29 protein-coding genes are annotated in these 26,849 nt (G+C 70.2%); 11 read left to right on the forward strand and 18 right to left on the reverse strand.

From position 1 onward, the window contains the following. Positions 1-4: 4 nt before the first annotated feature. Complete coding sequence (locus tag OG892_RS19440) at positions 5-805, reverse strand: carbon-nitrogen family hydrolase (RefSeq protein WP_371629828.1); 801 nt, start codon at positions 803-805, stop codon at positions 5-7. Between the two features lie 185 nt (positions 806-990). Between OG892_RS19440 and OG892_RS19445 the strand changes: the two genes are divergently transcribed. Next, positions 991-1,815, forward strand: a complete 825-nt coding sequence (locus OG892_RS19445) for a maleylpyruvate isomerase family mycothiol-dependent enzyme (protein ID WP_371629829.1) — start codon at positions 991-993, stop codon at positions 1,813-1,815. A gap of 188 nt (positions 1,816-2,003) precedes the next feature. Here OG892_RS19445 and OG892_RS19450 read toward each other — a convergent pair whose 3' ends face one another. From OG892_RS19450 to OG892_RS19460, 3 genes are all read right to left on the reverse strand, one after another. Continuing rightward, the gene (locus tag OG892_RS19450) at positions 2,004-3,314 is read right to left on the reverse strand and encodes a nitrate/nitrite transporter (protein ID WP_371629830.1); all 1,311 of its coding nucleotides are present in this window, start codon (positions 3,312-3,314) and stop codon (positions 2,004-2,006) included. Further along, positions 3,311-3,985: a GntR family transcriptional regulator gene (locus OG892_RS19455; protein ID WP_073733728.1), complete on the reverse strand. Its 675-nt coding sequence runs from the start codon at positions 3,983-3,985 to the stop codon at positions 3,311-3,313. Before OG892_RS19455 ends, OG892_RS19450 begins: the two co-directional genes overlap by 4 nt. Positions 3,986-4,201: 216 nt before the next feature. Next, a complete protein-coding gene (locus OG892_RS19460; protein ID WP_371629831.1) occupies positions 4,202-4,774 on the reverse strand; it encodes a TetR/AcrR family transcriptional regulator in 573 nt (190 codons plus the stop codon). 155 nt (positions 4,775-4,929) lie between these two features. On the opposite strand from OG892_RS19460, the gene OG892_RS19465 reads away from it, so the two are divergent. Together OG892_RS19465 and OG892_RS19470 are read left to right on the forward strand one after the other, a co-directional pair. Beyond that, a complete protein-coding gene (locus OG892_RS19465) occupies positions 4,930-6,537 on the forward strand; it encodes a carboxylesterase/lipase family protein (RefSeq protein WP_371629832.1) in 1,608 nt (535 codons plus the stop codon). Positions 6,538-6,659: 122 nt separating this feature from the next. Next, positions 6,660-7,559: a D-alanyl-D-alanine carboxypeptidase family protein gene (locus tag OG892_RS19470; protein WP_073733326.1), complete on the forward strand. Its 900-nt coding sequence runs from the start codon at positions 6,660-6,662 to the stop codon at positions 7,557-7,559. Between the two features lie 122 nt (positions 7,560-7,681). Here the strand turns inward: OG892_RS19470 and OG892_RS19475 are convergent, their stop codons facing one another. After that, on the reverse strand, positions 7,682-7,957 hold the full coding sequence (locus OG892_RS19475) for a hypothetical protein (protein WP_073733325.1): 276 nt from the start codon (positions 7,955-7,957) through the stop codon (positions 7,682-7,684). Positions 7,958-8,172: 215 nt separating this feature from the next. Here OG892_RS19475 and OG892_RS19480 point away from each other — a divergent pair, with 215 nt between their 5' ends. Next, positions 8,173-8,607, forward strand: a complete 435-nt coding sequence (locus OG892_RS19480) for a VOC family protein (protein ID WP_371629833.1) — start codon at positions 8,173-8,175, stop codon at positions 8,605-8,607. A 33-nt stretch (positions 8,608-8,640) separates the two neighbouring features. Here OG892_RS19480 and OG892_RS19485 read toward each other — a convergent pair whose 3' ends face one another. Together OG892_RS19485 and OG892_RS19490 are read right to left on the reverse strand one after the other, a co-directional pair. Next, positions 8,641-9,978 carry a S41 family peptidase gene (locus tag OG892_RS19485; RefSeq protein ID WP_371629834.1) on the reverse strand — a complete coding sequence of 446 codons (1,338 nt, stop codon included), beginning with the start codon at positions 9,976-9,978 and terminating at the stop codon, positions 8,641-8,643. A gap of 107 nt (positions 9,979-10,085) precedes the next feature. Next, positions 10,086-10,577 carry a nuclear transport factor 2 family protein gene (locus tag OG892_RS19490; protein WP_371629835.1) on the reverse strand — a complete coding sequence of 164 codons (492 nt, stop codon included), beginning with the start codon at positions 10,575-10,577 and terminating at the stop codon, positions 10,086-10,088. Between the two features lie 300 nt (positions 10,578-10,877). On the opposite strand from OG892_RS19490, the gene OG892_RS19495 reads away from it, so the two are divergent. Beyond that, positions 10,878-11,456, forward strand: a complete 579-nt coding sequence (locus OG892_RS19495; RefSeq protein ID WP_371629836.1) for a DUF1062 domain-containing protein — start codon at positions 10,878-10,880, stop codon at positions 11,454-11,456. 98 nt (positions 11,457-11,554) lie between these two features. Here OG892_RS19495 and OG892_RS19500 read toward each other — a convergent pair whose 3' ends face one another. Together OG892_RS19500 and OG892_RS19505 are read right to left on the reverse strand one after the other, a co-directional pair. Continuing rightward, entirely contained in the window at positions 11,555-12,739 is a 1,185-nt protein-coding gene (locus tag OG892_RS19500; protein WP_079193191.1) for an esterase-like activity of phytase family protein, read from the reverse strand. Positions 12,740-12,881: 142 nt separating this feature from the next. Continuing rightward, positions 12,882-13,325: a hypothetical protein gene (locus tag OG892_RS19505; RefSeq protein WP_073733321.1), complete on the reverse strand. Its 444-nt coding sequence runs from the start codon at positions 13,323-13,325 to the stop codon at positions 12,882-12,884. A 300-nt stretch (positions 13,326-13,625) separates the two neighbouring features. Here OG892_RS19505 and OG892_RS19510 point away from each other — a divergent pair, with 300 nt between their 5' ends. Further along, positions 13,626-14,057, forward strand: coding sequence for a hypothetical protein (locus OG892_RS19510; RefSeq protein WP_328866323.1), 432 nt, complete (start codon positions 13,626-13,628; stop codon positions 14,055-14,057). An 88-nt stretch (positions 14,058-14,145) separates the two neighbouring features. Here the strand turns inward: OG892_RS19510 and OG892_RS19515 are convergent, their stop codons facing one another. From OG892_RS19515 to OG892_RS19525, 3 genes are all read right to left on the reverse strand, one after another. Then, positions 14,146-14,334, reverse strand: a complete 189-nt coding sequence (locus tag OG892_RS19515) for a hypothetical protein (RefSeq protein WP_073733319.1) — start codon at positions 14,332-14,334, stop codon at positions 14,146-14,148. Positions 14,335-14,487: 153 nt separating this feature from the next. Beyond that, positions 14,488-14,670 (reverse strand): DUF397 domain-containing protein, encoded by a 183-nt coding sequence (locus OG892_RS19520; protein ID WP_371629837.1) that lies wholly within the window; start codon positions 14,668-14,670, stop codon positions 14,488-14,490. Beyond that, entirely contained in the window at positions 14,667-15,521 is an 855-nt protein-coding gene (locus OG892_RS19525) for a helix-turn-helix transcriptional regulator (protein ID WP_079193234.1), read from the reverse strand. Before OG892_RS19525 ends, OG892_RS19520 begins: the two co-directional genes overlap by 4 nt. 257 nt (positions 15,522-15,778) lie before the next feature. Here OG892_RS19525 and OG892_RS19530 point away from each other — a divergent pair, with 257 nt between their 5' ends. Both OG892_RS19530 and OG892_RS19535 read left to right on the forward strand, forming a co-directional pair. After that, the gene (locus tag OG892_RS19530; protein WP_371629838.1) at positions 15,779-16,231 is read left to right on the forward strand and encodes an ATP-binding protein; all 453 of its coding nucleotides are present in this window, start codon (positions 15,779-15,781) and stop codon (positions 16,229-16,231) included. A 30-nt stretch (positions 16,232-16,261) separates the two neighbouring features. Beyond that, positions 16,262-16,849: a histidine phosphatase family protein gene (locus OG892_RS19535; protein WP_371629839.1), complete on the forward strand. Its 588-nt coding sequence runs from the start codon at positions 16,262-16,264 to the stop codon at positions 16,847-16,849. A gap of 14 nt (positions 16,850-16,863) precedes the next feature. Here OG892_RS19535 and OG892_RS19540 read toward each other — a convergent pair whose 3' ends face one another. The 5 genes from OG892_RS19540 to pdhA all read right to left on the reverse strand — a co-directional run bounded on the left by OG892_RS19540 (position 16,864) and on the right by pdhA (position 22,368). Then, positions 16,864-17,646: a maleylpyruvate isomerase N-terminal domain-containing protein gene (locus OG892_RS19540; RefSeq protein WP_371629840.1), complete on the reverse strand. Its 783-nt coding sequence runs from the start codon at positions 17,644-17,646 to the stop codon at positions 16,864-16,866. A gap of 140 nt (positions 17,647-17,786) precedes the next feature. Next, positions 17,787-18,488: a DUF4232 domain-containing protein gene (locus tag OG892_RS19545; protein WP_371629841.1), complete on the reverse strand. Its 702-nt coding sequence runs from the start codon at positions 18,486-18,488 to the stop codon at positions 17,787-17,789. 277 nt (positions 18,489-18,765) lie between these two features. Beyond that, positions 18,766-20,211 (reverse strand): dihydrolipoamide acetyltransferase family protein, encoded by a 1,446-nt coding sequence (locus tag OG892_RS19550; RefSeq protein WP_371629842.1) that lies wholly within the window; start codon positions 20,209-20,211, stop codon positions 18,766-18,768. A gap of 10 nt (positions 20,212-20,221) precedes the next feature. Further along, the gene (locus OG892_RS19555) at positions 20,222-21,202 is read right to left on the reverse strand and encodes an alpha-ketoacid dehydrogenase subunit beta (protein ID WP_073733312.1); all 981 of its coding nucleotides are present in this window, start codon (positions 21,200-21,202) and stop codon (positions 20,222-20,224) included. 2 nt (positions 21,203-21,204) lie between these two features. After that, positions 21,205-22,368 (reverse strand): pyruvate dehydrogenase (acetyl-transferring) E1 component subunit alpha, encoded by a 1,164-nt coding sequence (gene pdhA, locus OG892_RS19560; RefSeq protein WP_073733311.1) that lies wholly within the window; start codon positions 22,366-22,368, stop codon positions 21,205-21,207. Positions 22,369-22,709: 341 nt separating this feature from the next. Here pdhA and OG892_RS19565 point away from each other — a divergent pair, with 341 nt between their 5' ends. The 3 genes from OG892_RS19565 to OG892_RS19575 all read left to right on the forward strand — a co-directional run bounded on the left by OG892_RS19565 (position 22,710) and on the right by OG892_RS19575 (position 24,968). Continuing rightward, positions 22,710-23,369: a response regulator transcription factor gene (locus OG892_RS19565; protein WP_073733310.1), complete on the forward strand. Its 660-nt coding sequence runs from the start codon at positions 22,710-22,712 to the stop codon at positions 23,367-23,369. Positions 23,370-23,470: 101 nt separating this feature from the next. Then, on the forward strand, positions 23,471-23,908 hold the full coding sequence (locus OG892_RS19570) for a pyridoxamine 5'-phosphate oxidase family protein (protein WP_073733309.1): 438 nt from the start codon (positions 23,471-23,473) through the stop codon (positions 23,906-23,908). Positions 23,909-23,966: 58 nt separating this feature from the next. Next, a complete protein-coding gene (locus OG892_RS19575) occupies positions 23,967-24,968 on the forward strand; it encodes a phosphotransferase enzyme family protein (RefSeq protein ID WP_073733308.1) in 1,002 nt (333 codons plus the stop codon). Between the two features lie 58 nt (positions 24,969-25,026). Here OG892_RS19575 and OG892_RS19580 read toward each other — a convergent pair whose 3' ends face one another. Continuing rightward, a complete protein-coding gene (locus tag OG892_RS19580; RefSeq protein ID WP_371629843.1) occupies positions 25,027-26,682 on the reverse strand; it encodes a protein kinase in 1,656 nt (551 codons plus the stop codon). Positions 26,683-26,849 lie beyond the last annotated feature (167 nt).

Raw genomic sequence — 26,849 nt, forward strand, 5'->3', positions numbered from 1 at the left:
CCGGCTATCCGAGGACTGTCGGCGGTGCTAGTCCCAGTCGGCGGTCCTTGAGCGCGGGGAACTGCTCCCGGGTGGTGGCCACCCGGGACGGGTCGAACTCCACGCTCAGCACCTCTTCGTCCGCGCCCGCCTCCGCGAGCACCTCGCCCCAGGGGTCGACGACGATGCTGTGCCCGGCCTGCGGGACCCCGGCATGGGTACCGGCGCAGCCGACGGCCAGCACGTACGCCTGGTTCTCGACGGCCCGCGCCTGGGCGAGCAGTGTCCAGTGGGCGCGGCGGCGCTCGGGCCAGCCCGCCGCGACGACCAGGGTCTCGGCGCCCGCGTCGACCAGCCCGCGGAACATCTCCGGGAAGCGCAGGTCGTAGCAGGTGGCGAGACCGATCGTGGTCTGCGGAAGAGCGAGCGTGACCAGCTCTTCTCCGGCGCCCATCATGACCGCCTCGCCCTTGTCGAAGCCGAAGCGGTGGATCTTGCGGTAGGCGGCGGCCCGCTCGCCCTCGGGGGTGAAGACGAGCGTGGTGTTGTAGAGGGTGCCGTCGTCGGCCCGCTCGACGAAGGAGCCGGCGTGCAGCCAGACCCCGGCGTCGGCGGCGGCCTTGGACATCGCCTCGTGCGTGGGGCCGAGCAGCGGTTCGGCCTCGGTCTCGAACACCGGGTAGGCGAAGGCTCCGACCGGCCAGAGTTCGGGCAGGACCACCAGATCCGCGCCCCGCTGGGCCGCGACCAGCGAAGCCGCCCGCTCTCTGCGCGCGTCGATGGATTCGTCCGGGTCTACTGCGATCTGGATGAGAGAGGCGCGCACACTACCACCGTCCTGGCATATGAGCCGTCAACACGGGCCTACGATCGTCACACGAAAGCACTGCCGGGGTGCCTGCTCGCAGCGTAACTTGGAGCGACCGAACCTCATCGCAGCCCGCAGCCCGCAGCCCGCCGTCCGCGCCCAGTTCTCCAGCCCATGCACCGCAGAACCGCCCGAGGGGTCCCGTGACCGTCCATCCCAGCCTCCAGACCTACGCCGATGCCTGGACCCACTCCATCGAGTCGATAGCCGAGCTGGTGAGCCCACTCGCCGAGGGGGAGTGGAACGGCCGTACTCCATGCCCCAACTGGTCGGTGCGCGACATCGTGTCGCACATCATCGGCATGGAGTGTGAGCAGCTCGGTGACCCGCGCCCCATCCACACCCTGCCGCGCGATCTCTACCATGTGCAGAGCGACTTCGCCCGCTACATGGAGATGCAGGTCGATGTGCGGCGTCACCACACCGCGCCGGAGATGACCTCCGAGCTGGAGTACACGATCATCCGGCGGTCCCGTCAGCTGCGCAACGAGACGCGTGACCCGGAAACCATGACGCGCGCGCCGCTCGGTGCCGAGCAGACCCTCGAACTGGCGCTGCGGATGCGCGCCTTCGACGTCTGGGTGCACGAGCAGGATCTGCGGACGACGCTGGGGAAGCCCGGCAACCTGGACTCCCCCGGTGCCGTGATCGTCCGGGACACGCTGCTGGCCGCGCTGCCGGCGGTGGTCGCCAAGGACGCGGGCGCACCGGCCAACTCGGCCGTCGTGCTGGATGTGCACGGTCCGGTGGAGTTCCTGCGGACGGTCCGGGTCGACGCGGAGGGCCGCGGCTCCGTGGACGGTGCGCCGTCGCTGGGTCCCGCGGTGACGCTGGCGATGGACTGGGAGACGTACGTACGGCTGGCCTGCGGCCGGGTGCGGGCGAGCACGGTCGCGGACGGCATCAAGACCGAGGGCGATCAGGAGCTGGCCGCCGCCATCCTGCGGAACTTCGCCGTCACTCCGTAGCGCGTCACTCCGTAGCCCGTCCCCGTCACTTCGCAGTCACGGCAACCGGCGCGCCCGCCCCGCAGGGGGGACGGGCGCGCCGCCGCCGTTTTCGCGGTCACACGGGGCGGTCACGCCGGGCGGTCACGCCGGGCGGTCACGCCGGGCGGTCACGCCGGGCGGTCACGCCGGGCGGTCACGCCGGGCGGTCACGCGGGTACGTGCACGGCCTCCACGCGGCTGATCACATGGTGCTCGCGCTCCCGGTGCGCGGCCCTGAGCCGCAGCCGCAGGATCTGCGTGATGCCGAGGGCCTCCAGGACGAAGACCGAGGCGAACGCGATGCGGAAGTTGTCGCCGGTCGCGTCCAGCAGCACGCCGACCGCGAACAGTGTGGTCATCGACGCGATGAAGCCGCCCATGTTGACGATCCCCGACGCGGTGCCCTGGCGCTCCGGCGGGTTGGCCGGGCGGGCGAAGTCGAAGCCGATCATCGACGCGGGCCCACAGGCGCCGAGCACCACGCACAGCGTGATCAGCAGCCACATCGGCGCATGGTCGCCCGGGTACAGGATGGCCGACGCCCACAGCAGTGCCGTCGCCGCGACCGTGCCCAGCGCGAGCGGCAGCCGGGCCGCGTGGTGCCGGGCGATGATCTGGCCGTAGACCAGGCCGACGGCCATGTTGGAGAGCACCACCAGGGTGAGCAGCTCGCCCGCCGTCCCCCGGCTCAGCCCCTGCGCCTCGACCAGGAACGGCATGCCCCACAGCAGCAGGAACACCATGGCCGGGAACTGCGTGGTGAAGTGCACCCACATTCCGAGCCGGGTGCCGGGTTCCCGCCAGGCGGCGGCGATCTGCTTGCGCACGTACGCGGCTCCGGCGTGCTCCGCGGGCGGCGGTTCGTGGCCCTCCGGGTGGTCCTTCAGGAAGAGCAGCAGCAGGACCAGCACCACGACCCCGGCCAGCGAGCTGCCGACGAAGGTGGTGGTCCAGCCGAGGCCGTGCAGCGAGCGGGCGATCACCAGCGTCGAGACGAGGTTGCCCGCCATCCCGAAGAGGGCGGCGACCTGACCGATCATCGGGCCGCGCCGGGCCGGGAACCAGCGCGTCCCCAGCCGCAGCACGCTGATGAACGTCATCGCGTCGCCGCAGCCCAGCAGGGCGCGGGAGGCCAGCGCGGCACCGTACGAGGGGGAGAGCGCGAAGCCGAGCTGTCCGAGGGTGAACAGGACGGCGCCGATGGCGAGGACCTTCTTGGTGCCCAGCCGGTCCACCATCAGGCCGACGGGTATCTGCATGCCCGCGTAGACGAGCAGCTGGAGGATGGAGAAGGTGGAGAGCGCGGAGGCGTTGACGTCGAACCGGTCGGCGGCGTCGAGTCCGGCGACGCCCAGGCTGGTGCGGAAGATGATGGCGACGAAGTAGACGGCGACCCCGACGCCCCAGACCCGGGCGGCACGCCGGCCGCCGGGCGGATCGCCGGGCAGGGAGAGGGTGGGGGAGGCGGCGGAGCTCACCGGTCCTCCCCCCTGACCAGCACCTTGACCCGGCTCACATGGCGGCGCACGACCTGCGCGGCACCGTCCGCGTCACCGGACCTGATCGCCTCCAGCAGCTCACCGTGCTCGGTGATGTTCGCGGCGATCCTGCCGGGGTGGGCCTCCATGACGGCGACGCCCATCCGCAGCTGCCGGTCGCGCAGCTGGTCGTAGAGGCGGGACAGGATCTCGTTGCCGGCGTGCCGGACGATCTCGGCGTGGAAACAGCGGTCCTTCACGGAGACGGCCGCCAGATCACCCGCCTCCGACATCTGCCGCTGCTCATCGAGGAGCTCCTCCAGCCGGGCGATCAGCTTCGCGGAGGCGGGCACGGCCCGGCGCACGGCGAACTCCTCGACCAGCAGCCGGGTCTCCACGACGTCCGCGATCTCCTGCGCGGAGACGGCGAGCACCAGGGCGCCCTTCTTCGGGTAGAGCTTGATCAGCCCCTCCACCTCCAGCCGCAGCAGCGCCTCGCGCACGGGCGTGCGGGAGACCCCGACGGCGTCCGCGAGATCGCCCTCGGTGAGGAGCGTCCCGCCCTCGTAACGGCGGTCCAGGACCGCTTCCTTGATGTGGGTGTAGACGCGCTCGGCGGCGGGGGGCCGCTTCACGGGCGGGCGGACGGGCGAGGAGGCTGGGGCAGGCATGCGCACAGCATAGATACAACATGGATGCAGACAACGGCGCGTCCGGATAATGGACTGCGCCGTGCGCGCCGCCAAGGGCCGCGCGGACGGCGCGTACGGCGGAACTGCTGGGCGCGCACGGCGGACGCGCTTCTTCGCCAGGTCACGGCGGACGCGCTTCTTCGCCAGGTCACGGCGGACGTACACGTACTTCTCCGGCCCGGGGAGGGCCGGGCCTCACGCCTCCTTGGGTGCCGCCTCGGGAAGGTGGGCGGCCAGTGCCCGCAACCCCTCCAGCACCTCATCGGCGGTGGGCGCGCTTCCGGGGTCGGTGAGGTGCTGCATCATCAGACCGCTGACGAGGGCCAGTTGCACCGAGCCGAGGGTGCGGATCGTCGCTTCGGAGAGCTCGGTCTCCGCGGTTCCGGTGACCTCCCGCGCCATGCCGCTGCGCCCTTGGCGCAGCCCGGCGGTCACCTGCTCACGCAGTTCCGGATCGCGCTGGGCACGCAGGACGGTCTCCAGGTTGGCGATCCAGAAGGTCTCGTTGGCCGAGAACGCCTCGATCAGCCGGCGCCACAGCGCGCCGAGGCCGGCGTCGCCCTCCGAGGGCCCGAAGGCCTGGCCCCCCGAGTCGAGCGCCTCGAAGAGCGCCTGGTTGAGCAGCGCTTCCTTCGAGCCGAAGTGATAGCCGATCGCCGCCATGCTCACACCCGCCGCGGAGGCGAGGTCGCGGACCGTCGTGCGCTCGTAGCCCTTCGCGAAGAGGCACTGACCGGCCGCCTCCAGCAGCTTCTCCCGGTTTCCCATGCGGCGGAGCCTAACAACGCCCTGAACGCTTGCGCCAGGCGATCGTCTGAAACAAACGCCTTATACATTCGTATTGGGCGAACGCATTGCGCAACTGCCCAATTTCTGGCTACGGTTCCGGGCATCGAAGCCCACGCCGACCCTCAGGAGTCCGGATGAGCACCAGGAAGTCCCGCGCCTCAGCCCTTGCCGCGGTCGCCGTCGCCCTCGCCGCGATGTTCGCCGCCACGGTGGACGCGAGCGGAGTCGCCCAGGCGAACTCCGGCACCCCGTCCGCCCTCCCCACCCTGGTGACGACGGCCGAGGGCCCGGTCCGGGGCACGGCCACGGGTGCGGTGCGCACGTTCCAGGGCATCCCCTACGCGGCCCCGCCGACCGGTTCGCACAGGTGGAAGGAGCCGCAGCCGGTGAGCCGCTGGACGTCGCCGCTGGACGCCCGCACCCCGGGGAGCGCCTGCGGACAGCCGACCGACCAGCCCATCGCGATCGCGGGCGGCGGCAGCGAGGACTGCCTCAGCCTGAATGTCACGACTCCGGCCGCGCGGACGAAGGGGCGGCTGCCGGTCATCGTCTGGATCCACGGCGGCAGCTTCACCTACGGCGACGGCGCCACCTACCACGCGGCCAAGCTGGCCGCCGCGCAGCAGGGCGCGATGGTCGTGACGGTCAACTACCGGCTCGGAGCGTTCGGCTTCCTCACCGCACCCGGCCTGCACGCACCGGCCAACCTGGGCCTCCTCGACCAGCAGTCCGCGCTGAAATGGGTCAGGCGCAACGCCGGTGCCTTCGGCGGCGACCCCCGCAACGTCACGATCATGGGGCAGTCCGGCGGCGGCTACAGCGTCTGCGCCCAGCTCGTGTCGCCCGGCGCGCGCGGGCTCTTCAGCAAGGCGATCGTGCAGAGTGCGGGCTGCGTCGGCCCGGACGGCTCGTTCACCCGCGCGGAGGCGGAGGCCAACGGCCGGACCGTCGCAGAGGCCGCGGGCTGCGACGACCCGCGCACCGTCGACTCCTGCCTGCGGGGCAGATCCACCGAAGAGCTCATCGAGGCGTCCCTCTCCGGACACGACGGCTACCGGCCCGTGGTCGACGGCAAGGTTCTGCCCGAGGCCCCGTCACAGGCGATCACCGCCGGACGGTTCACGCGGGTACCGGTGCTCCACGGCTCCAACCACGACGAGATGAGCGGGCTGGCCGCGCTCGACGAGGTCTCGACCGGACAGCCGCTGACCGCCGAGGGATACGCCGGGAAGGTCACCGAGCAGTTCGGGCAGAACGCTCCCGCGGTCCTGGCCGAGTACCCGGCCGCGCGCTACCCGGCGCCCGGAGCGGCGCTGTCGGCCGTGCTGACCGACTCGGAGTGGTCGACCGCGGCGCTCGACACCCAGCGGGCGCTGGCCCGCTACACCCCCGTGCACGCCTACGACTTCGCCGAGGCCTCGTCCCCGTACTTCCGGGGCGCGCCCCGGCCGGCCGGCTTCTCGCTCGGCACCGGCCACATGATCGACCTGGCCTACCTGTTCGAGAACGACCTCTTCGAGCCGCTCGACGCCGCCCAGGCCGGGCTGTCGGACACGGTGACCGCCTACTGGAGTCGGTTCGCCGCCACGGGACAGATGAACGGACATGACAGTCCCGCATGGAAGCCGTTCACGACGCGCGCCCCCTACGTGCAGCGGCTCGCCTCCGACCGCATCGGGCCCACCGACTTCGCGGCCGACCACCACTACGCCTTCTGGAAGGCGCTCGCCCCCTCGCAGTGAGGCGACGACGCACAGCGGAGAATTCACCCCCCTCTTCCTACAACCCTTCATCCGACTCATACGTCTCACAACGCGCGGCACCCTCATGAGGCCGCATTCCAGGGGCATTTGGAGCGTTCAACGTGAATATCGGCATTAAGGGCATAAGCCGCGTATCGGCCACCGCAACGGTCGCCCTCACCGCAGGTGCCGTCATCGCGGGAGGCGCGTTCGCCTCCCAGGCCCAGGCCGCAGCGCCGAAGCCGCCGACGATCGTCGCCAAGGGCGGCTACGTGATGAACAACGGCACCGGAAAATCCCTGTTCAGCAAGGCCGCGGACACCCGTCGTTCCACCGGCTCCACCACCAAGATCATGACCGCCCGGGTGGTGCTGGCCACGAAGGGCCTCAACCTGGACTCCAAGGTCACGATCCAGAAGGCGTACAGCGACTACATCGTCTCCAAGGGCGCGTCCTCGGCCCGCCTCATCGTGGGCGACAAGGTCACGGTCCGCCAGCTGATGTACGGGCTGATGCTGCCGTCCGGCTGCGACGCCGCGTACGCCCTGGCCGACAAGTTCGGCTCCGGCTCCACGCGCGCGGCCCGGGTGAAGTCGTTCATCGGCAAGATGAACAGCACGGCCAAGACCCTCGGCCTGAAGAACACGCACTTCGACTCCTTCGACGGCATAGGGAACGGGTCCAACTACTCGACCCCGAAGGACCTCACGAAGATCGCGAGCAGCGCGATGAAGTACTCCACCTTCCGCAGCGTCGTCAAGACCAAGTCGACCAAGCAGAAGGTCACGACGAAGAGCGGTGGCTACCGCTACATGTCGTGGACCAACACCAACAAGCTGCTGGGTTCGTACAGCGGCGCGATCGGTGTGAAGACGGGCTCCGGCCCCTCGGCCAAGTACTGCCTGGTCTTCGCCGCGACCCGCAAGGGCAAGACGGTCATCGGCACGGTCCTGACGGCCACGTCCGAGTCCACCCGGACCTCGGACGCGAAGAAGCTCATGGACTACGGCTTCAAGAAGTAGCCCTGCCGGGCACTGCCCGACGTCACGGGTCCTGCCCGACGTCACACAAGACACAAGAGGGGCCCTGCGGGAAAGTCCGCAGGGCCCCTCTTGTGTGCCCGGCCTGATCCAAACGAAAGGCCCTAGCTGTCCTGCCGTTCCTCAGACTCCGTCGCACGCGTACGACGGCTGCGGAAGCGTTCCAGGACGGCTGTGCCGAGGAGCACCAGCCCGATGGCGACGACTTTGCTCGTCTGGTAGCCGGCCGTCGTGTCGTCCATGGCGTCGGACCACACGAACACCCACAGCGTCCCGGCGATCCCGATGACGATGAGGAGGACGGCCCCCACCGGGCCGATGCCCCACCACCACGGTGCCTCGGGGCGGGCGTCGGACCGGTCGTGTTCGTCGTTCGACAAGACAACTCTCCTGCTGATGAAGCGGTAGCGGCCCCTGGCGCCGTCACGGGCCAGGTACATGGAAGGACGCGTGGGGCGGGCTGTCGGGTTGCCCGCGGCACGACTCCGGCCCGTCGCCTGCCCAGAACTCCGAGGCGTAGTCCCCCGTTTCGGGGACATCGGTGTCCGGGCCGCCGACCGGGTCGACTGTCAGAGGCGCGCAGTACGGTCGTCCCATGGCAGCCACCATCGATCTGACCCTGGACGCCGCGGACGCGCAGGCCCTCGCAGCTTTCTGGAGGACCGCCCTCGGCTACATCGACGAACCACCGCCCGCGCCCTTCCGCACCCGCGAGGAATGGCACGCGTCCTTCGACCTGCCGGAGGACGACTCCGTGGACGACGGCGCGTGGCTCTGCGATCCCGACGGCAACGGCCCCCGCCTGGCCATCCTCAAGGTCCCCGAGCCCAAGACCGCGAAGAACCGGCTCCACATGGACGTCCGGGTGCCGGGGCACGGCACGCCCGACGAGCGCTGGGCCCGGATCAGAGCGGAGTCCGAACGCCTGGTGGGGGCGGGCGGCACCGTCCTGGAGGCGTTCGACGGCCACCACATCATGATGGCGGACCCGGAGGGCAACGAGTTCTGCGTGGCGGCCGGTCCCGCCTGAGAGCCCGCCGGCCGGACCGGTAGCGGAAGGGCTTCAGTGGCGCAACGCCGCCACCGCCGCGTCGAACGCCGAGTCGCGGTTCTTCGTGAACTCCTCCTCGGTGAAGACCGGCGTACGGATGTGCGGCGGGATGCCCGCCCCGTCGAAGGTCCGGCCGGAACGGGTCAGGAACTCCTCGTTCGGCAGCCACAGCGCCATGCCGTTCGGCAGCACCCGGTCCATCGTGTCCGAGAAGACGCCCTGGGTCGGCTCCCCGATCCGGATCGTCCGGCCGGGCCGGTCGATGAGCGCCTGCGTGAAGGTCTCGCCCGCGCTGTACGTCGTCCCGGAGGTCAGTACGGCGACGGGGCCGGTGTAACGCGGCCTGCCCTTCGCGGGCTGTACGGGGACGGGCCGGGGCCGGGTGTACTGGGTGCGCTTGCGGTAGGCGACGTACGGGGTGTCCGTGAGCCGCTCCGCGATGTGCACGCCGAGCGCGTCGGAGCCGCCGCCGTTGATCCGTACGTCGATGACCAGCCCCTGGAGCGACGCCGTGCGCCCGGCGGTCAGGACGGTGTCCAGCGCCTCGTCGAGCCGGGCCAACTGGGCGGCGTAGGCGGGGTCCTCCGTGTCGTACCCGGCGAATCCGGAGATCCGCAGATAGCCCAGCCCTTCCGGCAGGTCCGCGTAGCTGATCCGCCCGCTCGCGAACTCCCTGGGCTTCTTGCCCTTGAGGTCGCGGGCCACGATGTGGTTCTTGATCCTAGTGTCCAGCTCCGGACCGGGCACCGCCGTTCCCGGCCGGCTCACCGCGAAGTAGCGGTCTCCGTCGAAGACGGCCACATGCGCGTCGTACAGCGGCTTCACCATCTCGCTGAACAGCGCGAACAGTTCGTCGCGCTCCGTGGTCGCGTGCACCTTCGGCCGGTACGTCTCGCGCACGGCGTGCCAGTCGATGCCCTTGGCGTCGAAGAACGGGTAGTTCTCCCCGAAGGACTGCCAGAAGACGTCGAACGTCGTCACCGGGTCCGTGGCGGTGGGGCGTTCGCACGCCTGCGGCAGCCGCCCGATCCGCCGCAGTTCCCTGCGCCCCACAGAACCGGACAGCTCCAGCGAACCGGCGTCCGGCCGCACGGTGAGGATCGTCCCGTCACCGGCCCGGAACACGCCCTGCCCCGTCTGCTGCGCGGACTCGCCCTCCAGGCAGCTCACCGAGGTCGTCTGGTACTCCTGCAACCGACCGTCCGCGATGCGCAGGACGGTGCCGTACCCGTTCACCCGCCAGGTGCCGTCGGCCGACCCCGGTCGCGCCGCCGCGGCGGGCGCGATCGCCCCGCCGGTGAGGGCCAGCGCCACGAGTACCGTCGCGGCCTTGGAACTCCGAAGTCGCACAGTCTCCCCTTTCCCCGTACGCGCTCTGCGTCACGGAACCGACGATCGCGCACGGCCCGCCGGGGCGACACCGGGCAGGCAGGCGGATCGGCAGGGGGGATACCCCCTCACTCCTGGCGGCCGGGGTTCGCGCTCGGGTCCTCCGCCTCGAAGGCCCGTGCCACCGCGAGGCTGTCCTCGTAGACGTGGTGCCGGGTGACCAACCCGTCCTCGAACGTGAGGTGCAGGGCGAACCGTGCGCGGTAGGCGCGTCCGGTGGACCGGGCCGTCTGCCGGATCTCCCCGACCACGACCGCGTCGTCGCCCTCCACCAGGACGCGCTCGATCTCGGTGGCAGCGGACCCGGGCACGTGGTGCTCGCCCAGCTCGCGGTAGTGCGCGGCGGCGTCGGCCCGGGTGGAGCGGTGCCGGATCCACGGGGTGGCGGTCCGGCCGTGCTCGGCCTCCGGCCAGTCCAGCTTCCAGTCACCCCGCTCGGCGTACAGCTCGGCGATGCGCTCCGGGTCCCCCGCACCGATCCGGCGCAGCAGCTCCTCCACGGCGGCACGGGTGGTCGTGGACGCGGATGCGAGCACGGGCACAGGCGCGTTAACTGCCATGGCTGATCCTCCAGTTCGGGTCCCGCCCCGGTCGGAGCGGTGATCGCCATCCTGGCCCGCACCGGCCGCCACCGCGATTACCTCCCGGGTAAGCGGGGCCCCACGGCGAGGCGCGGAAAACCAGTGGATCGCCGCCCCCGCGCACGATTACCGTGCTGCCGATCCCCGTCGTCCAGGCAAGGGCGTTCCGTTGTACACCGTTTGAGACCTCCCACGAGCTGATCTGTCGCGCGTCGCACGCACCTGTGCGCCGTGCTGATTCCCGCTGCGGATTTCTCACACTGAAAACGGTGTACCCCTGTGCTCAACAACTGGGTCGTCATGCCCACTTGCCTTCCGCTCGTCCTGCGCCGCTGCCATACGTGCGCGTCCGGGAGCTTCCGGGCGAACGGCAAGTTCCGCGTCAACGCCAACCACAAGCTCCTCGATGCGTGGCTCCTCGCGCTCTGCACCACGTGCGGGGAGACCACCAAGCTCACGGTCCTGGAACGGGCGCACGTGCGCTCCATCCGGCCCGAACTGCTGGACCGGATGCACGACAACGATCCCGGCCTGGCGGCCGAGCTGCTCCAGGACCCGGTCCTACGGCGCCGCAACCACATCGCCCTCGACTGGACCGACGCCTGGCGCCTCGACACCGGCGAACCGGCTGGACCGGCTGAACCGGATGGACCGGATGGTGACATGGACCGCGAGGTGATCGACGTATCGGTCCGCTTCGCGGCGCGGATTCCGGTCCGGCCGGTGCGGCTGATCGCCGACGGGTGCGGTCTCTCGCGGGCGGAGGCCGGCAGGCTGATCACGGACGGAAAGCTCGTCTTTGCGATCCGCCTGACCGGCAGAACGGCCGCCGACTTCACCTTCATGCTGAAGCGCTGAAGTGCTGAAGTGCTGAAGTGCTGAAGGCTCTACCGGCGGCGCGCTGAGTGAGCCGGGCCCGGTTCCGTATGTCGGACCGGGCCCGGCGACAGGGCTCGTCAGCGGGAGCGGATTCCCAGCGCGACGAACTGAGTGACCGCGTCGTCCGCGAAGTTGTCGTCACTGACCAGGACCAGCGACCGTTCGCCGCCCCGAAGGGCCGGGCCCCACGTCATGCCCTCGGTGTTGTCGACGGTGGACAGGCCCAGGTCGTCGAAGTCCGCGACCAGCTTCTTCCGCATCGGCTGGACCCGGTGGCCGGCGAGCGAGTCGACGTTCCGCACGTCGGTCGCACCCCGGGTGGTGGCGTCGTAGAGCCGGATCTTGTAGCCGGAGCCCGCGACCCAGCTGCGTTCGAGTACGAGGAAGCGGCTGGGGTCGTCGGGGAACGCGAGGATCGAGGACACCCCGGTGTCCGGCCCCCACGGGCTGGTCGGGTCCGACGCGGCGAAGATCTTCTCCAGCGGATAGGCGAACTGCCCGAGCACGTCGCCCTTGCGGCTCTGCTGCGTGACGCGGACCAGGGCGCCGTGTTCCAGGGTCGGTTCCGGCCCGTCCTGGAGCAGCGGGCCCTCGACCGCGCTGGTCAGCACCCGGTCCCTGTCCCCGAACGTGATCGCCTCGACGGCCTTGTTCCGCCGCAGGCCCCGATCGGTCATCGTGTTCTCGTAGTTGGCCGGCAGCGGCAGCTGTCCCCGGTAGGCACCGTGGCGTCCGGCGAACTGGATGGACGGCTGGATCAGCGGTTCACTCGCCGACTTGGGCCGGTCGCCCTCCTGGGCCCACCAGTACCGGCAGCTGCGCGGGTCCACCCGCACCTCCTCCGGGTCCACCGCCTTGCCGTCCCCGGCGCTCGCGGGCGGGTAGACGGAACCGTCGGGCTGGAGGAACGGGTGCGTGCCGGTGAAGTCGACGGAATGCACCCCGGCGCCGTCCACCGCGATCTTCGCGGTGTAGAAGCGGGCGGGCTGAAGAACAGAGCGGTCGTCGCTGATCGCGACGTACTCACCCGTGCACGGGTTCCGGTCGAGGCCGGACAGACCGCCGACCGTCGTGCCCTGGAAAGCGAGTTTGTGCGGAACGATCTTCTCGCCCAGCAACCGGGCCTGCGCCCCGATGCGGGACTTCACAACGGATTCCGTCCGCGCGGCAGCGCCGTCCGACTGGGCCGCCACAGCGGGGGCCACCGTCGTCACCAGCACCAGGGCCGCGAGAGAGGCGCGGCGGAACAAGGAAGATTTCATGTAAGCGATCTTGTCCCGGTGCGCCTACAGCTCGCAGTCACCCGTAAGCGTGATGGGGTGACGCAACAGAGTGACGTGAGGATTGGACGGTTACCGGCCTTGTCCCGCAGGCGAGTTGGCCGGTGGTCACATCACCGAGCGATCACGCGTGCTTGACCAGGGTCTTGGAGCAGGTGGACGCGGAGCCCTTCACGTAGCAGACGCTGAGGAGGACCGTCTCTCCCTCCGTCAGATTGCCGGTCGTCCACGGGCTCTCGTACCCGGCGGAGTGGCCGCGCGTGGTGGCGATGCGGTGGATGGTCCCGGAGTCGAGGTGCGCCTCGATGCCGTAACCATCGGCCAGGCCGTCGGACGCCAAGAACGCGTCCCCGGGCCAGCCCAGCTCCGGCTTCGGGTCGGAGTTCCAGTACATGTAACCGGCGTGCTTGCCGTCCCTGAGAACCACGATCTGACCCCAGCCGTCCCCGGACGAGGTACTGAACGTGATCGACGCGGCGCTCGCGGGGGCGGCGCCGGCCATGAGCGTCCCGGCGGCGGCCAGGGCGGTCGCGGCGAACAGGGTGGTGGCCCTCTGAATGAACTTCACTGGCTTCCTCAACTCCGCATAACTGCATGGCGAACTGACGTACGAACAGCTGAGTCGCGATCATAGGCTTCGCTCAGCACCATTTACTACGGCCCGTTCCCAGGAACCCAGCTCCGCCGACGCTCGTTTCGCGCGCTCCGCCACAGGAGGGAACGGTCAGGTCGGCCGCACTGCCCTACGTGCGTGCCGGGGTGGCGAGGCAGCCTCGTACGGGTGGAACGCAGCATCAACCGTTGAACACGGAGCGAGGTCACCCACATGCTCTACGTGACCGAATGCCGGGCTCCAGCGGGAGAACTCATGATCAGCATCAAGCGGACACACGTCGCCGTCGCCGCCTCCGTCGCCCTCGCGCTCGCCGCGGGAGGAGCGATCGCCACCGCCGCCACGGGTGACACCCGCGCGCCTTCCGCCGCACCGGTAGCGGTGGCCCCCTACGCACGGGCCGCTGTGCTCGCGGACGCCACCGGCAAGGTGGTTCGGGCCAAGGGGGTCACGTCGGTCACGCGTGTCTCGAAGGGCCGGTACTGCGTGAAGGTCTCGGCGTCCGGCTTCGACGTCAGGACGGCGGTACCGCAGGTGTCCCTGGGGATCACGACCGCGCTGAACGTCGGCATCGGAGTCTCACGCACCCTTCAGCCCGCCTGCAAGAACGACCCCAAGTCAGTGCTTGTCCGGACCATCCGCGCCAACGCGGTCAACGACGAACCCTTCAGCCTGACCATCGCCTGAGCGCGGCGCCCTCGGGGGCGCCAGGGTGGGCGAGAGCGGCGGCGCCGCAACCTCGCCCACCCCATGTCCCCGTCCGGGACGCGGGTGACTAGTCCTCGTCGTTCGAGTCAAAGCCGCCGTTGGTGTCCAGCGTGTACTGGATCCCCCCACTGGTGTCACCATTGCTGTACTGCGCGCTGAAATTCTGGAAGTCCGTGTCGCCGTCCGCATGGGCCGACGTGCCGGCGATTCCAGTGAGCATCAGAGAACCGAGAAATACAGCGGCGATACGACGCATCGAGCATCCTCCACATAGGTCGATAACTACTCGTACCTGCCCATAGTCGAGGAACCAGTGCACGCGGGCCCGGCCGCCGCGCTTGGGTGGACCCGAGGGAACGATTCGCCTGCGGCATCTGCCGCGACCCGGCCGGGGTGAGGTTGCCGCGTCCTACGCCTGTCGCCCCAGGGTCTCCCGGAAGGCGTCCCACGCGGCGGGGGCGAGGAGCAGGACGGGGCTGTCCAGCCGCTTGGAGTCGCGGACGGCGACGGTGTGGGGGATGTTGCGAGCCACTTCGACGCACTCGCCTTGCGGCTCGCTGTAACTGGACTTCGTGAAGTGAGAGTCGGTCACTCGTTCATCCCTTTGGCAATGCCCTCTATGAGCCGCGACGAGTCGTACGGCGACAGACTCGTGGCACAGGTGCGTGCGAACAGTTCAGTGTAGGCGGCGCTCTCCTCGGAGCCTTCGATCCAGTTGGTGGAGCGCAGCCCGTCCATGTGGACGACATCCAGCGCTCCTGACTCAGCGAACGACAGGATGTTGAAGGCCCCGCCACCACATGAATGCACCCCCGACCGGAACGGAAGCACCTGCACGTCAATGTTCGGACGCTCCGCGAGTTCGCACAGAGACTCAAGCTGCTGCCTCATGACCCGTGGGCCACCGATCATCTGCCGCAGTGCCGCCTCCCAGATCACCGCGTGCACACGCAGTGGGTTGTCGCCTCGCAGACGACGCTGGCGGCGCACTCTCACGTCGACCAGGCGCTCGACCTCGTCGATCCGGTCGGGCGACACAGCAGCGACCGCGAGGGCTCTCATGTACTCGGGCGTCTGAAACAGGCCGGGAATCAAAGCAAGTTGCCAAGTCTGCAGCCTGAGCGCGACATCCTCCATGGCGATGTACTCGCGCAAGCTTCCCTGCGTCAGCGAGTTGTCCCACCAGCCCTTTGCCCGCCGACGCTCTCGATCCAGCTTTGCCAGCCTGAGCAGCCCATCCACCGTGCCCGGACTGTCGACGCCATAAGCCCGGCATAGCGCAATGACGTCTGGATCCCGGAACGGCACCCAGCCGTGTTCCATCTTGGCGACCTTGGCAGCCTGAGCACTGAGAGCTTCTGCGGCCTGCGACTGGTTCAGCCCGGCCGCCTCCCTGAACCCCAGCAGTTGACCGCCCAGCTGACGCGCAAGAACCGTGGACACACGGTTGCCCCTATCCGCAGGCAACTTCGGCACAGCGCACCACCTCCTGTTGTTCGGAAACAGTCTCCAACTCCGAGACACTCCACCACAATCACTCGGTCGGGGATATTTATCTCCGAGAGATTGTGGTGCGGCCGCGGACTCGCTACGTTCGGCACCACGCCGCTCACCCAGCGGCACCGCCCGGCGGAAGTGCACCGCCCTGCCCTGCTCAGGTCCGGCATCGCCACCGCCCCCTCACCGAGAGGCACGCGTCCATGACCGCAGCCCAGGAGAAGGCCCCTGCCCCCGAGCCCGTCCTCCAGGAGGACCGGCTCGACTACACGCCCACCGCGCGCAGCGTCCACCTCTGCCGGCTCCGGGCCGTGCGGCTGGTGTCCGAGTGGGGGTATCCGAACCAGGTGGCGGAAGTCGCGCTACTGGTCAGCGAGTTGGCGACCAACGCCTTGCTGCACGGCTCCGTGCGCGGGCGGCTCTTCCGCGTGCACCTCATCCTCACGGCCACCGCCCTCCGCATCGAGGTCAGCGACCCGCGTGGCGAGCGGTTGCCTGCGGTGCGCAAGGCGCAGGACGACGACTGCTACGGGCGCGGGCTGCTCATCGTCGACCGGCTGGCCGACCGCTGGGGCGTCGAGCCGCGCACCGTCGGCAAGACCGTCTTCGCCGAACTCGCCCTGCGCAGGCGGGCGGACACCACAACGGACCGTTGAGACGCACGTGGCCCGGTACAGTGCCCGGCCATGGGCGAACTGATTCTGATCAGGCACGGTCAGACCGAATGGAGCCTGTCCGGGCAGCACGCGGGCCGGACCGACATCCCGCTGACCGAGGCGGGCGAGGCAGCGGCCAGGGCTTTGGCCCCCAGACTGGCCCGGCGTCGTCCGGTCGCCGTTCTGAGCAGCCCGCTGATCCGCGCCATGCGGACGGCCGAGTTGGCGGGGCTCGTGGACGTCAGGCCCGATCCCGATCTGGTGGAGTGGGACTACGGCGGGTACGAGGGCCTGACCGCAGCGCAGATCCAGGAGACGAGGCCGGGGTGGGAGCTGTGGCGGGACGGCGTGGTTCCCGGTGATGCCGCCCATCCGGGAGAGCGGCTTGAGCAGGTGGCCGCGCGCACGGACGCGGTGCTGGACCGAATCCGGCCGCTGTTGGCCGACGGTGACGTGGCCGTCGTCGCCCACGGCCACCTCGCGCGGGTACTCGCCACGCGCTGGGTCGGCCTCGACGCTTCGGCCGCCCGGCTCCTCGGTCACCCGCATCCGGGCACGCTGAGCTTCCTCGCCGTCGAGGGCGGGCAGCCGGTCATCTCCGCCTGGAACGTCCCGTAGCCCCTGCCACCCGTCTACTCCTCCGGCTCCCAGGCGATGAGCTGGTCGAAGATCTCCCGGTCGCCGCTGACCTCCAACGACTCCAGCCCGATGCGGTCGTAAAGGGCGAGGACCAGTTCACCGGCCTTGCCCGACACGGAGAGGCCCGCCGCTTCGAGGGCCCCTCGGGCAGTGGGGGCGGGGATGCGGGTGGAGCGGGCGCCGTCGCCGTCGACCGTGAGGCGCCAGGAACGGCCCTCCGTGGCGTGGTAGTCGATGGTGGTGGGCTTGTGCGGCCAGGGGCTCGGGGTCGCGTTGCAGGTGAACAGGAACTCCTCGATGCCGTCGAGTGCCACCTCGTCCGGCAGCGGCTGCGGGGTGCCGACGGTGAGCTGTGCGTCGTACGTGTGCACCGCTATCTGCTGGAGTTGGTGGCGGGCGACGGCGCCACAGGTCCGGGGGGACTGCGACGCGCCCCACCAGGTCCAGCAGCCGCGGTCCGGGCCGGCCTCCCGCAGCGCGTCCAGCAGCTCCTGCGTGGACGCGGCCAGCCAGTCCAGCATCGCCTGACGCTCCCGGGGCGCGGGCGGGGCGTCCTCGCACTCGGCCTTGGCGACGGCGTCGGGCCCGGCGGCGACGGTAGCGGCCCAGGCGCGGCGCCCCTCGCCCAGGTGCTGCACCAGGTCGAGCAGCGTCCACTCGGGGCAGGTCGGCACCTGAGCGTCGAGGTCCGGGGCGGCAGCGATCGCCGCGCGGAAGGCAGTTGACCGCTCGTCGATCAGTCGCAGCAGGTCGGAGAAATCCAGGGTCTTTTCCACTCCGGGTGTCTATCACCGTCATCCGGCGGCCGGACAGGGGATTTACCGGCCGGCACGGCGGGCGGACACGGCAGTGGGCCCGCGCACACCTCGCACGGGCCCACCTCACACATGTACCGCCGGGGCGGCGACGTGTCCGGTCAGCCGCCCTGGCCGGCGCTGCCGATCGGGCCGACCAGCACCTGGTCACCGTTGCCGCTGTCCCCCGCAGGCAGCGAGCTCTCGCCCGGCCAGTCGAGGGTGACCGACTTCGTCTCGTTCGGCGGGGTCACCACGAGACCCGTGATGCGGATGCCGGAGCCGCCCGTCTTGTTGAGCGGGTAGCTGACGTTGGAGTCGATCTCCTTGCCGTTCTTGAGGGTGTACGGGTCGCCGGGGTCACCCTTGCGCGTGGCGGAGATCGTCCCCGCGTTGGTCTTCAGGTCGACGCCCACGAACCCGGAGATCACGCAGTCCGCGCCGCTGGTGTTCGTCAGCCCCACCGCGATGCTGCCACCGCGGTCGCCGTCGATGAAGGTGTCCTGCGCCGTGACCTTCAGCCCGTCGGTGGTGCACTTGCCGCCCTTGGCGTCGGAGCCGCTCCCGCTCCCGCCGGAGGCAGAACCGGCCGAGTCCGGGGCGGCCGAGTCCGAGGCGGCCGAGTCCGGGGCGGGTGACTCCTTACCACCGGCCTCGTCCGTACCACCCGAGTCCGAGCCACCGCCGGAGGAGGACGAGGCGGACGCGGACGACCCGGACGACGGGTCGACCTGGCCCGCGGCGTCGTCGTCGTTCTGGCAGGCCGTGAGCGAGAGACCCGCAGCGAGGGCAAGGGCCGCGAAGGTGAGCTTACGAGCGCGCATGGTGTCGTCCTCAGCATCGGTTGGTCAGTACCGGCCCACCGGTACGGGTCGGTACCAGCGGGCGCTTCTGAACAACAGGAGCGGCCGGAGGGGCGCGGCCGTTCCGCCCGTTCACCGGCTAATACATGGCTGTTACAAGCTCGTTGAGCTCTCTCGCCGGCGTCTCGCCACCGAGGGCGGGCAGCCGGTCACCTCCGCCCGGCACGTCCCCTGAACGAGGAAGTGGGCCCGCGCACACCTCGCGCGGACCCACCTCACACACGTACCGCCGGGGCGGCTACGCCCAGGTGATCAGCCGCTTCGGCTGTTCCAGGATCGCGGCGACGTCCGCCAGCACCTTCGAGCCGAGCTCGCCGTCGACCAGGCGGTGGTCGAAGGAGAGGGCCAGCGTGGTGACCTGACGGGGCTTCACCTTGCCCTTGTGGACCCACGGCTGGAGCTTGATCGCGCCGACCGCGAGGATCGCGGACTCGCCGGGGTTGAGGATCGGCGTGCCCGTGTCGACGCCGAAGACGCCGACGTTGGTGATGGTCACCGTGCCGCCCGCCATCGCCGCCGGGGACGTCTTGCCGTCGCGGGCCGTGGAGACCAGCTCGCCCAGGGACGCGGCCAGTTGCGGGAGCGTCTGCTCGTGCGCGTCCTTGATGTTCGGCACGATCAGTCCGCGCGGGGTGGCCGCCGCGATGCCCAGGTTCACATAGTGCTTCTGCACGATCTCCTGGTTCGCCTCGTCCCAGGCCGCGTTGACCTCGGGGTGGCGCTTGATCGCGACCAGGAGGGCCTTGGCGATGATCAGGAGCGGATTGACCCGCACCCCGGCCATCTCCTTGTCCTCCTTCAGCTCCGCGACGAGCTTCATCGTGCGCGTCACGTCGACCGTCACGAACTCCGTGACGTGCGGGGCCGTGAACGCGCTGCCGACCATCGCCTGCGCGATGGCCTTCCGTACGCCCTTGACGGGGATGCGCGTCTCGCGCGCGCCCATCGAGGCGACCACGGCCGGTGCCGAGGACGGGGCCGGGGCAGAAGCCGGCGCCGGGATCTGCGCCTGCACCGGCTCGGGGGCCGGGGCCGGGTTCGCCGCCGCGTGCACGTCCTCGCGGGTGATGACGCCGCCCTCGCCGGTCGGGCTGACCGTCGCGAGGTCGATGCCCAGGTCCTTCGCCAGCTTCCGCACCGGGGGCTTCGCGAGCGGGCGGGTCTCGGGCACGACTGCGCCCGTGCCGTGCCCGTTCATCTCGCCCTGGATCGCGGCGGAAGCGGCGGCGGGCGGAGCGGCCTCCGTGCCCTTGCGGGCGCGCCGCTTCGTGGAGGACTCGGCCACGCCGTAGCCGACCAGGACCGGGGTACGGCCCTTCGGCGCCTCGGCCTCGGCCTCGGCCTCCGGCTCGGCGGCGGGTGCGGGGGCCTCGGCCGCGGGGGCCGGTTCCGGAGCCGCGTCGCCGCTGCCCGGTGCCACGTCCACGACGATGATCACCTGGCCGACGTCCACGGTCGTGCCCTCGCCGAAGCGCAGCTCGTGCACCACTCCGTCGAACGGGATCGGCAGCTCGACGGCCGCCTTCGCCGTCTCGACCTCGCAGACGACCTGGCCGTCGGTGACGGTGTCGCCGGGCTGGACGAACCACTTGAGGATCTCGGCCTCGGTCAGTCCCTCGCCCACGTCGGGCATCTTGAACTCACGGAAGCGCGCGGCATTCGTAGTTTCGGTCATCGTTGTCACGCCCCAGTCCTCAGTACGCCAGCGAGCGGTCGACGGCGTCGAGCACACGGTCCAGACCCGGCAGGTACTCGTCCTCCAGCCGGGCCGGCGGGTACGGCACGTGGTAGCCGCCGACCCTCAGCACGGGTGCCTCCAGGTGGTAGAAGCACCGCTCCGTGATGCGGGCGGCGATCTCCGCGCCGGAACCGTAGAACACCGGCGCCTCGTGCACCACGACCAGGCGGCGGGTCTTCTCGACCGAGGCCTGGATGGCGTCGAAGTCGATCGGGGACATCGAGCGCAGGTCCACGACCTCGACCGACTTGCCCTCCTCCTGGGCGGCCGCGGCGGCCTCCAGGCAGACCTTCACCATCGGGCCGTACGCGACCAGCGTGAGGTCCGTGCCGGTGCGGGCGACGGCGGCGCGGTGCAGGTCGCCGGGGATGGACTCGATGTCCAGCTCCCCCTTGTCCCAGTAGCGCCGCTTCGGCTCGAAGAAGATGATCGGGTCGTCGCTCTGGACGGCCTGCTGCATCATCCAGTACGCGTCGGAGGCGTTGGACGGGGAGACCACCTTCAGCCCCGCGACGTGCGCGAACAGCGCCTCGGGCGATTCGCTGTGGTGCTCCACCGCGCCGATGCCGCCGCCGTAGGGAATCCGTACGACGACCGGGAGCTTGATCTTGCCGAGCGAGCGGGCGTGCATCTTCGCGAGCTGCGTGACGATCTGGTCGTACGCGGGGAAGACGAAGCCGTCGAACTGGATCTCCACGACGGGCCGGTAGCCGCGCAGCGCCAGACCGATCGCCGTGCCGACGATGCCGGACTCCGCGAGCGGGGTGTCGATGACGCGGTCCTCGCCGAAGTCCTTCTGGAGGCCGTCGGTGATCCGGAAGACGCCGCCGAGCTTTCCGACGTCCTCACCCATGATGAGGACCTTGGGGTCGGTGTCGAGGGCCTTGCGCAGCGACTCGTTGAGCGCCTTCGCGATGGACATCTTTTCCATGGCCATGGCTACTTGCCCTCCTCGGCGAACGATGCCTGGTAGGCGGCGAACTGGGCGCGCTCCTCGTCGACGAGGGCGCTCCCGTCGGCGTAGGCGTGGTCGAAGATCGCCATCCGGTCCGGTTGCGGCATGGACCGTACCGCCTCGCGTACCCGCTTGCCGAGGGTCTCGCTCTCCTCGTCGAGGGCGGTGAAGAACGCCTCGTCGGCGGCGCCCTCGTTCTCCAGGTAGGTGCGCAGGCGCAGGATCGGGTCCTTGGCCTCCCAGGAGGCGCGCTCCTCGTCGGCCCGGTACTTCGTCGGGTCGTCGGAGGTGGTGTGCGCGCCCATCCGGTAGGTGAAGGCCTCCACCAGCGTGGGGCCCTCGCCGCGGCGGGCCCTCTCCAGGGCGGACCGGGTGACGGCCAGGCAGGCCAGTACGTCGTTGCCGTCGACCCGGACGCCGGGGAAGCCGAAGCCCTGGGCGCGCTGGTAGAGCGGCACCCGGGTCTGCTTCTCGGTCGGCTCCGAGATCGCCCACTGGTTGTTCTGGCAGAAGAACACGACCGGGGCGTTGTAGACGGCGGAGAAGGTGAACGCCTCCGCCACATCGCCCTGGCTGGAGGCGCCGTCACCGAAGTACGCGATCACGGCCGAGTCCGCGCCGTCCTTGGCGACGCCCATGGCGTAGCCGGTGGCGTGCAGGGTCTGCGAGCCGATGACGATCGTGTAGAGGTGGAAGTTGTTGGTGTTCGGGTCCCAGCCGCCGTGGTTCACACCGCGGAACATCCCGAGCAGATTGGTCGGGTCGACGCCCCGGCACCAGGCCACGCCGTGCTCGCGGTAGGTCGGGAAGACGTAGTCGTCGTCGCGCAGTGCCCGGCCGGAGCCGATCTGGGCGGCCTCCTGGCCCAGCAGCGAGGCCCACAGGCCCAGCTCGCCCTGGCGCTGGAGGGCGGTGGCCTCCGCGTCGAAGCGGCGGGTGAGGACCATGTCGCGGTACAGGCCGCGCAGCTCGTCCGCGCTCAGGTCGATCGAGTAGTCCGGGTGCTCGACGCGCTCGCCCTCGGGCGTCAGCAGCTGTACGAGTTCGGGTCCGGAACTCATGGCCGCTTTCGCGGGCGTCTTCGCGGCGCTGGTCCGCTTGCTGCTGCGTCGCGGTTTACGCGCGGCAGCAGTGCTCTCCACGGTCACGTGCGTGCTCCTCCGTCGGTCCGGCCCCCGGGGTCTGCCGGGAGACCAGTGCGGCTCGCCTGTGTCCGTACCCGTGCACGGGGTGGGGTGCCGCTCGGTCCGGGAACAGGCGTGACAGGTGCCCCGGCGAGCGCCCTGTTATAAGGCACGTTACCCAGTGCCTCGCGTAACTGCGAAACCCTATCTGACCTGCGATTTTGCTTGGATATCCAAGTAAATCGAAGAATTCGGGAACTCTCGCTGGTCACAGCACTGGTAACAGCCTTGCAGGCTGCCGGAACAACGGCACGTTATCCCGCCGGACAGCGGCAGGGAAGGGGGGAGTGTGTGAGACTGCGTTTGTGCGCAAAGAAGGAAAAATCACGGTTTTTCTGCTGGATGACCATGAAGTCGTCCGCCGCGGAGTTCATGAGCTGCTCTCGGTGGAGGACGATATCGAGGTGGTCGGAGAGGCCGGTACGGCCGAGGACGCGCTGGTCCGTATCCCCGCGACCCGGCCCGATGTAGCCGTCCTCGACGTGCGGCTGCCGGACGGCAGCGGGGTGGAGGTCTGCCGCGAGATCCGGTCCCGGGACGAGTCCATCAACTGCCTGATGCTGACCTCGTACGCCGATGACGAGGCACTTTTCGACGCGATCATGGCGGGCGCCTCCGGATACGTGCTCAAGGCGATCCGGGGCAACGAGCTGCTGAACGCCGTACGGGACGTGGCGGCCGGGAAGTCGCTGCTCGACCCCGTGGCCACCGCGCGGGTGCTGGAGCGGCTGCGCGACGGCAAGAAAGGGCGCGGCGACGACAAACTCGCGGGCCTGACCGACCAGGAACGCAAGATCCTGGATCTGATCGGTGAGGGGCTGACGAACCGGGTGATCGGGGAGCGGCTGCACCTCGCGGAGAAGACGATCAAGAATTACGTCTCCAGCCTGCTCTCCAAACTCGGTATGGAGCGCCGCTCGCAGGCCGCCGCCTATGTCGCACGGCTCCAGGCGGAGAAGCGCTGAACCGCAGGTGGGCCAAGGAGCCGATTCGGGACTTTGGTCCCCCGGTACCCGGGGCCGCGGCCTCTTATTTACGCGCACTGCGGTCACGCACAGTGGAGGCCATGTCCACCGAGGAAGAACTCCACGCAATCGACCTGCTCGGCCGGGTCCCCTACGGCCGGCTGGCGACGAGCATGCGTGCTCTCCCCTTCCTGACGGTGGCCCGCCACGTCGTGATTGACGGCCGGGTGGTCCTGCGGATGCACGGGGGCCTCGGCTACCACGACGCGTGCAACGGAACCGTCGTCGCGTACGGCGCGGACAACTTCAACGTGGCCGCCGCGGCGGGCAGCCGGGATCTGTGGTCCGTGGAGTTCACCGGGCCCGCGCAGACCGTCGAGCCGACCTGCGCCCAGCGCGAGCTCTTCGGTCCCGCACCCGTCGAGGTGAACGGGGAGTCCTTCACCCCGGCGTTCCTCCGGCTCGACCCGCATTTCGTCCAGGTGCACACTCTGGACTTCCACGCAACTCGTCACAGCCTGCAACACAGTGTGATCTAACATCTGGCGAGTGCCGCGCTCATCTGTAACCCTTACGCCTGTTCCCCCGGTCCGCGAAGTGCTCCGCCGCTACCCGCACGCAGGTGAGCCCCTCACCTGCGAACCGCTGGACCAGGGACTGCTCAACCATGGATACCGGGTCTCCACGACCCGGGGTTCCTACTTTCTCAAGCACCACCTGGACGATTCCACCGGCGACCGCGCCACGATCGTCCGCCAGCACCGGGCCACCCAGCGGCTCCAGTCACTCGGAGTGCCCGTCGCCCCGCCCATCGAGGACACCGAGGGCGGCACGGTCACCGAGATCGGCGGCCGCTGCTACGCCCTGCACCCCTGGGTCGACGGACTGCACCGGGCCGGCGCCCAGCTCACCGTGGCCCAGTCGGTACGGCTCGGGGCGCTCCTCGGAGCCGTACACACAGGTCTTGAGCAGGTGATGGAGGCGGGCGCGGGGGGTGCGGGCGGTGCGGGCAGGCCGCCCGGTCATGCCAGCCCCGACCCCGCCGACACCTTCGCGGTGATCGACGAGCTGCTGGCCGCCGCCCGTAACCGGCGGCCCCGGGACTCCTTCGACGAACTGGCCGAGCACCGGCTCCTGGAGCGGCGCACCCTGCTGGACCAGCACGCGGACCGCCGGCCGCCCGCGCCCGGGGTGCCGGCGACCGGCTGGGTGCACGGCGACTTCCACCCGCTGAACGTGCTCTACCGGGGCGCGGACCCGGTGGCGATCCTCGACTGGGACCGCCTCGCCGTGCAGCCACGGGCGGAGGAGGCGGTACGGGCCGCCGCGATCTTCTTCGTCCAGCCGGCCGGTGAGCTGGAGCTGGCGAAGGTACGGGCCTACGCGCGCGCCTACCGGCGGGCGGCCGGGGCCGGGGCCGCGGAACTGGCGGCGGCGGTGCACCGGGTGTGGTGGGAGCGGCTCAACGACTTCTGGATACTGCGCTGGCGCTACTGCCTGAACGACCGAAGGGCCGACCCGCAGTTTCCCGCGGTGTCGGCCCTGGCGGTGTGGTGGACCCGTGAGTACGACGCGGTGTGCGAGGCCTTCACGGGGTGAGACGGGTGACGGGTGGTGGGTGACGGCTACCGGGTGCGGTGGCCGTTGCGGTGGCCGGTCACTGGGTGGTGCCGACCGTGCCCTCCGCGGTGCCGGTGCTGGCGCCCTCCGCGGTGCCGCCCGGCTCGCCGGCCGCGCCACCGGCCGGCGTCGTGCCGCCGTCCTGCTCGCCGTTGGCGTTGCCGTCCGTCGTCGTGCCGCCGGTGTCGCCGCCCGTGCTGCTGTTGCCGCCGTCCGTCGTCGTGCCGCCCGAGTCGGTGCTCGCGCCGCCGTCCGTCGTGGTGCCCGAGTCCGTGTCCGACGGGGTGGGCGTGGGGGTGTCGTTCGTTTTGCTCGGAGGGTCCGACGGGGTGTAGGAGGGCCTGCGCGGCGTCTCCTGCTGATCGCCGGAGGAGCTCCCGGGCTGCTCGGTGTCCTGGGTCTGCTCCTCGGTCGGCGAGGCCGAACTCTTCGTCGGGGTCGGGGAGCTGGACGTCGGCGTCGGGTCCTTCTTGGGCTTCTCGCCGTCGCTCTTCGTCGCGTTCAGCGCGATGGCGACGCCCGCGCCGATCGCGATCAGTGCCAGCACGACGAACAGCCACAGCTTGCCCCGGCCCCGGCCGCCGCCCGCCTGGTGGCTGCCGTTGCCGTCGTAGCCGCTGTATCCGCCGTCGTCCGGGTTCATCGGCGGCAGGATCGGGCCCTGCGAGGTGTCCCCGTGCTGCGGGTGCCCCATCGCGCGGGTGGCGCCGGTCATGCCCCGGGGCGGGGTGGCGCCGCCCTCGTTCAGCACGACCGGTCCGGTGTTCCACGTGCCGGTGTGGCCGCCCTGGACCTGGAGCATCTGCAGGCTGTACTGGACGAGCCCGCGCATCTCCTCCGCGCTCTGGAACCGGTCGTCCGGGTCCTTCGCGAGCGAGCGCATGACAAGCCCGTCCAGCTCCGGGGGCACCCCGCCGGAGACCTCCGACGGCGGGACCGGAATGTCCTGAACGTGCTGGTACACGACGGAAAGCGGCGTCTCACCCGTGAACGGGGGCCGCAGCGCGAGGAGTTCGTACAGCAGGCAGCCGGTGGCGTACAGGTCGGAGCGGTGGTCGACGGCCTTGCCCAGCGCCTGCTCGGGAGAGAGGTACTGCGGCGTACCCATGACCATGCCGGTCTGGGTCATCGTCGACTGCGCGCCGTGCAGTGCGCGGGCGATGCCGAAGTCCATCACCTTGACCGCACCGGAGTGCGTGATGATCACGTTGGCGGGCTTGATGTCCCGGTGCACGATGCCGTGCTGGTGCGAGTAGGCGAGCGCCTCAAGCACCCCGGAGACGATGATCAGCGCCTGCTCCGGCGGCGGCGGCTCGGCGTTGAGCAGCAGGTCACGGATGGTGTGACCCTCGACGATCTCCATCACGATGTACGGGACCGTCTGCCCGCCCACGGTGTCCTCGCCGGAGTCGTACACCGCCACGACCGCGTGGTGGTTGAGTCCGGCCACCGACTGGGCCTCGCGCGTGAACCGGGCCTTGGAGACCGGGTCCTCCGCGAGATCGGAGCGCAGCAGCTTCACCGCGACCGTGCGTCCGAGCCGGACGTCCTCGGCCGCGAAGACCTCGGCCATACCGCCCCGGCCGAGCCGGTGGGTCAGCCGGTAACGCCCGTCGCCGACAACACCGCCGATGCCCCAGGAATCGGTGCCATCCGGAACTCCGCCGCCGTTTGCTTCGGGTTCGGGTGCCATCAGTCCTCGCCGTCGTATCTGTCCGCGCGTCCGCGGTTCTCACGGTGTCCGGGGCCTTTCGTCCGAAAAGCCCCTGCTGCCCTGCTGCATTGCCGCGTCCGTATCGCACGTCCGCATTGCCACGTCACGCTACAGCCTTCGTCGGACACACCGATTTCGAGAGGGAC

It is taken from the genome of Streptomyces sp. NBC_00341 (assembly GCF_041435055.1).
In the GTDB taxonomy this organism is placed as follows: Bacteria; Actinomycetota; Actinomycetes; order Streptomycetales; family Streptomycetaceae; genus Streptomyces.

Excerpts from the sequence above, each read along its gene's own strand:
- OG892_RS19570 (WP_073733309.1), top strand. The coding sequence starts at position 23,471 with ATGTCCACCGAGGAAGAACTCCACGCAATCGACCTGCTCGGCCGGGTC.
- OG892_RS19515 (WP_073733319.1), bottom strand. The coding sequence starts at position 14,334 with ATGCGTCGTATCGCCGCTGTATTTCTCGGTTCTCTGATGCTCACTGGA.
- OG892_RS19500 (WP_079193191.1), bottom strand. The coding sequence starts at position 12,739 with ATGAAATCTTCCTTGTTCCGCCGCGCCTCTCTCGCGGCCCTGGTGCTG.
- OG892_RS19465 (WP_371629832.1), top strand. The coding sequence starts at position 4,930 with ATGAGCACCAGGAAGTCCCGCGCCTCAGCCCTTGCCGCGGTCGCCGTC.
- OG892_RS19555 (WP_073733312.1), bottom strand. The coding sequence starts at position 21,202 with ATGGCCATGGAAAAGATGTCCATCGCGAAGGCGCTCAACGAGTCGCTG.
- OG892_RS19545 (WP_371629841.1), bottom strand. The coding sequence starts at position 18,488 with ATGCGCGCTCGTAAGCTCACCTTCGCGGCCCTTGCCCTCGCTGCGGGT.
- OG892_RS19480 (WP_371629833.1), top strand. The coding sequence starts at position 8,173 with ATGGCAGCCACCATCGATCTGACCCTGGACGCCGCGGACGCGCAGGCC.
- OG892_RS19580 (WP_371629843.1), bottom strand. The coding sequence starts at position 26,682 with ATGGCACCCGAACCCGAAGCAAACGGCGGCGGAGTTCCGGATGGCACC.
- OG892_RS19510 (WP_328866323.1), top strand. The coding sequence starts at position 13,626 with ATGATCAGCATCAAGCGGACACACGTCGCCGTCGCCGCCTCCGTCGCC.
- OG892_RS19460 (WP_371629831.1), bottom strand. The coding sequence starts at position 4,774 with ATGGGAAACCGGGAGAAGCTGCTGGAGGCGGCCGGTCAGTGCCTCTTC.
- OG892_RS19530 (WP_371629838.1), top strand. The coding sequence starts at position 15,779 with ATGACCGCAGCCCAGGAGAAGGCCCCTGCCCCCGAGCCCGTCCTCCAG.
- OG892_RS19455 (WP_073733728.1), bottom strand. The coding sequence starts at position 3,985 with ATGCCTGCCCCAGCCTCCTCGCCCGTCCGCCCGCCCGTGAAGCGGCCC.
- OG892_RS19490 (WP_371629835.1), bottom strand. The coding sequence starts at position 10,577 with ATGGCAGTTAACGCGCCTGTGCCCGTGCTCGCATCCGCGTCCACGACC.
- OG892_RS19535 (WP_371629839.1), top strand. The coding sequence starts at position 16,262 with ATGGGCGAACTGATTCTGATCAGGCACGGTCAGACCGAATGGAGCCTG.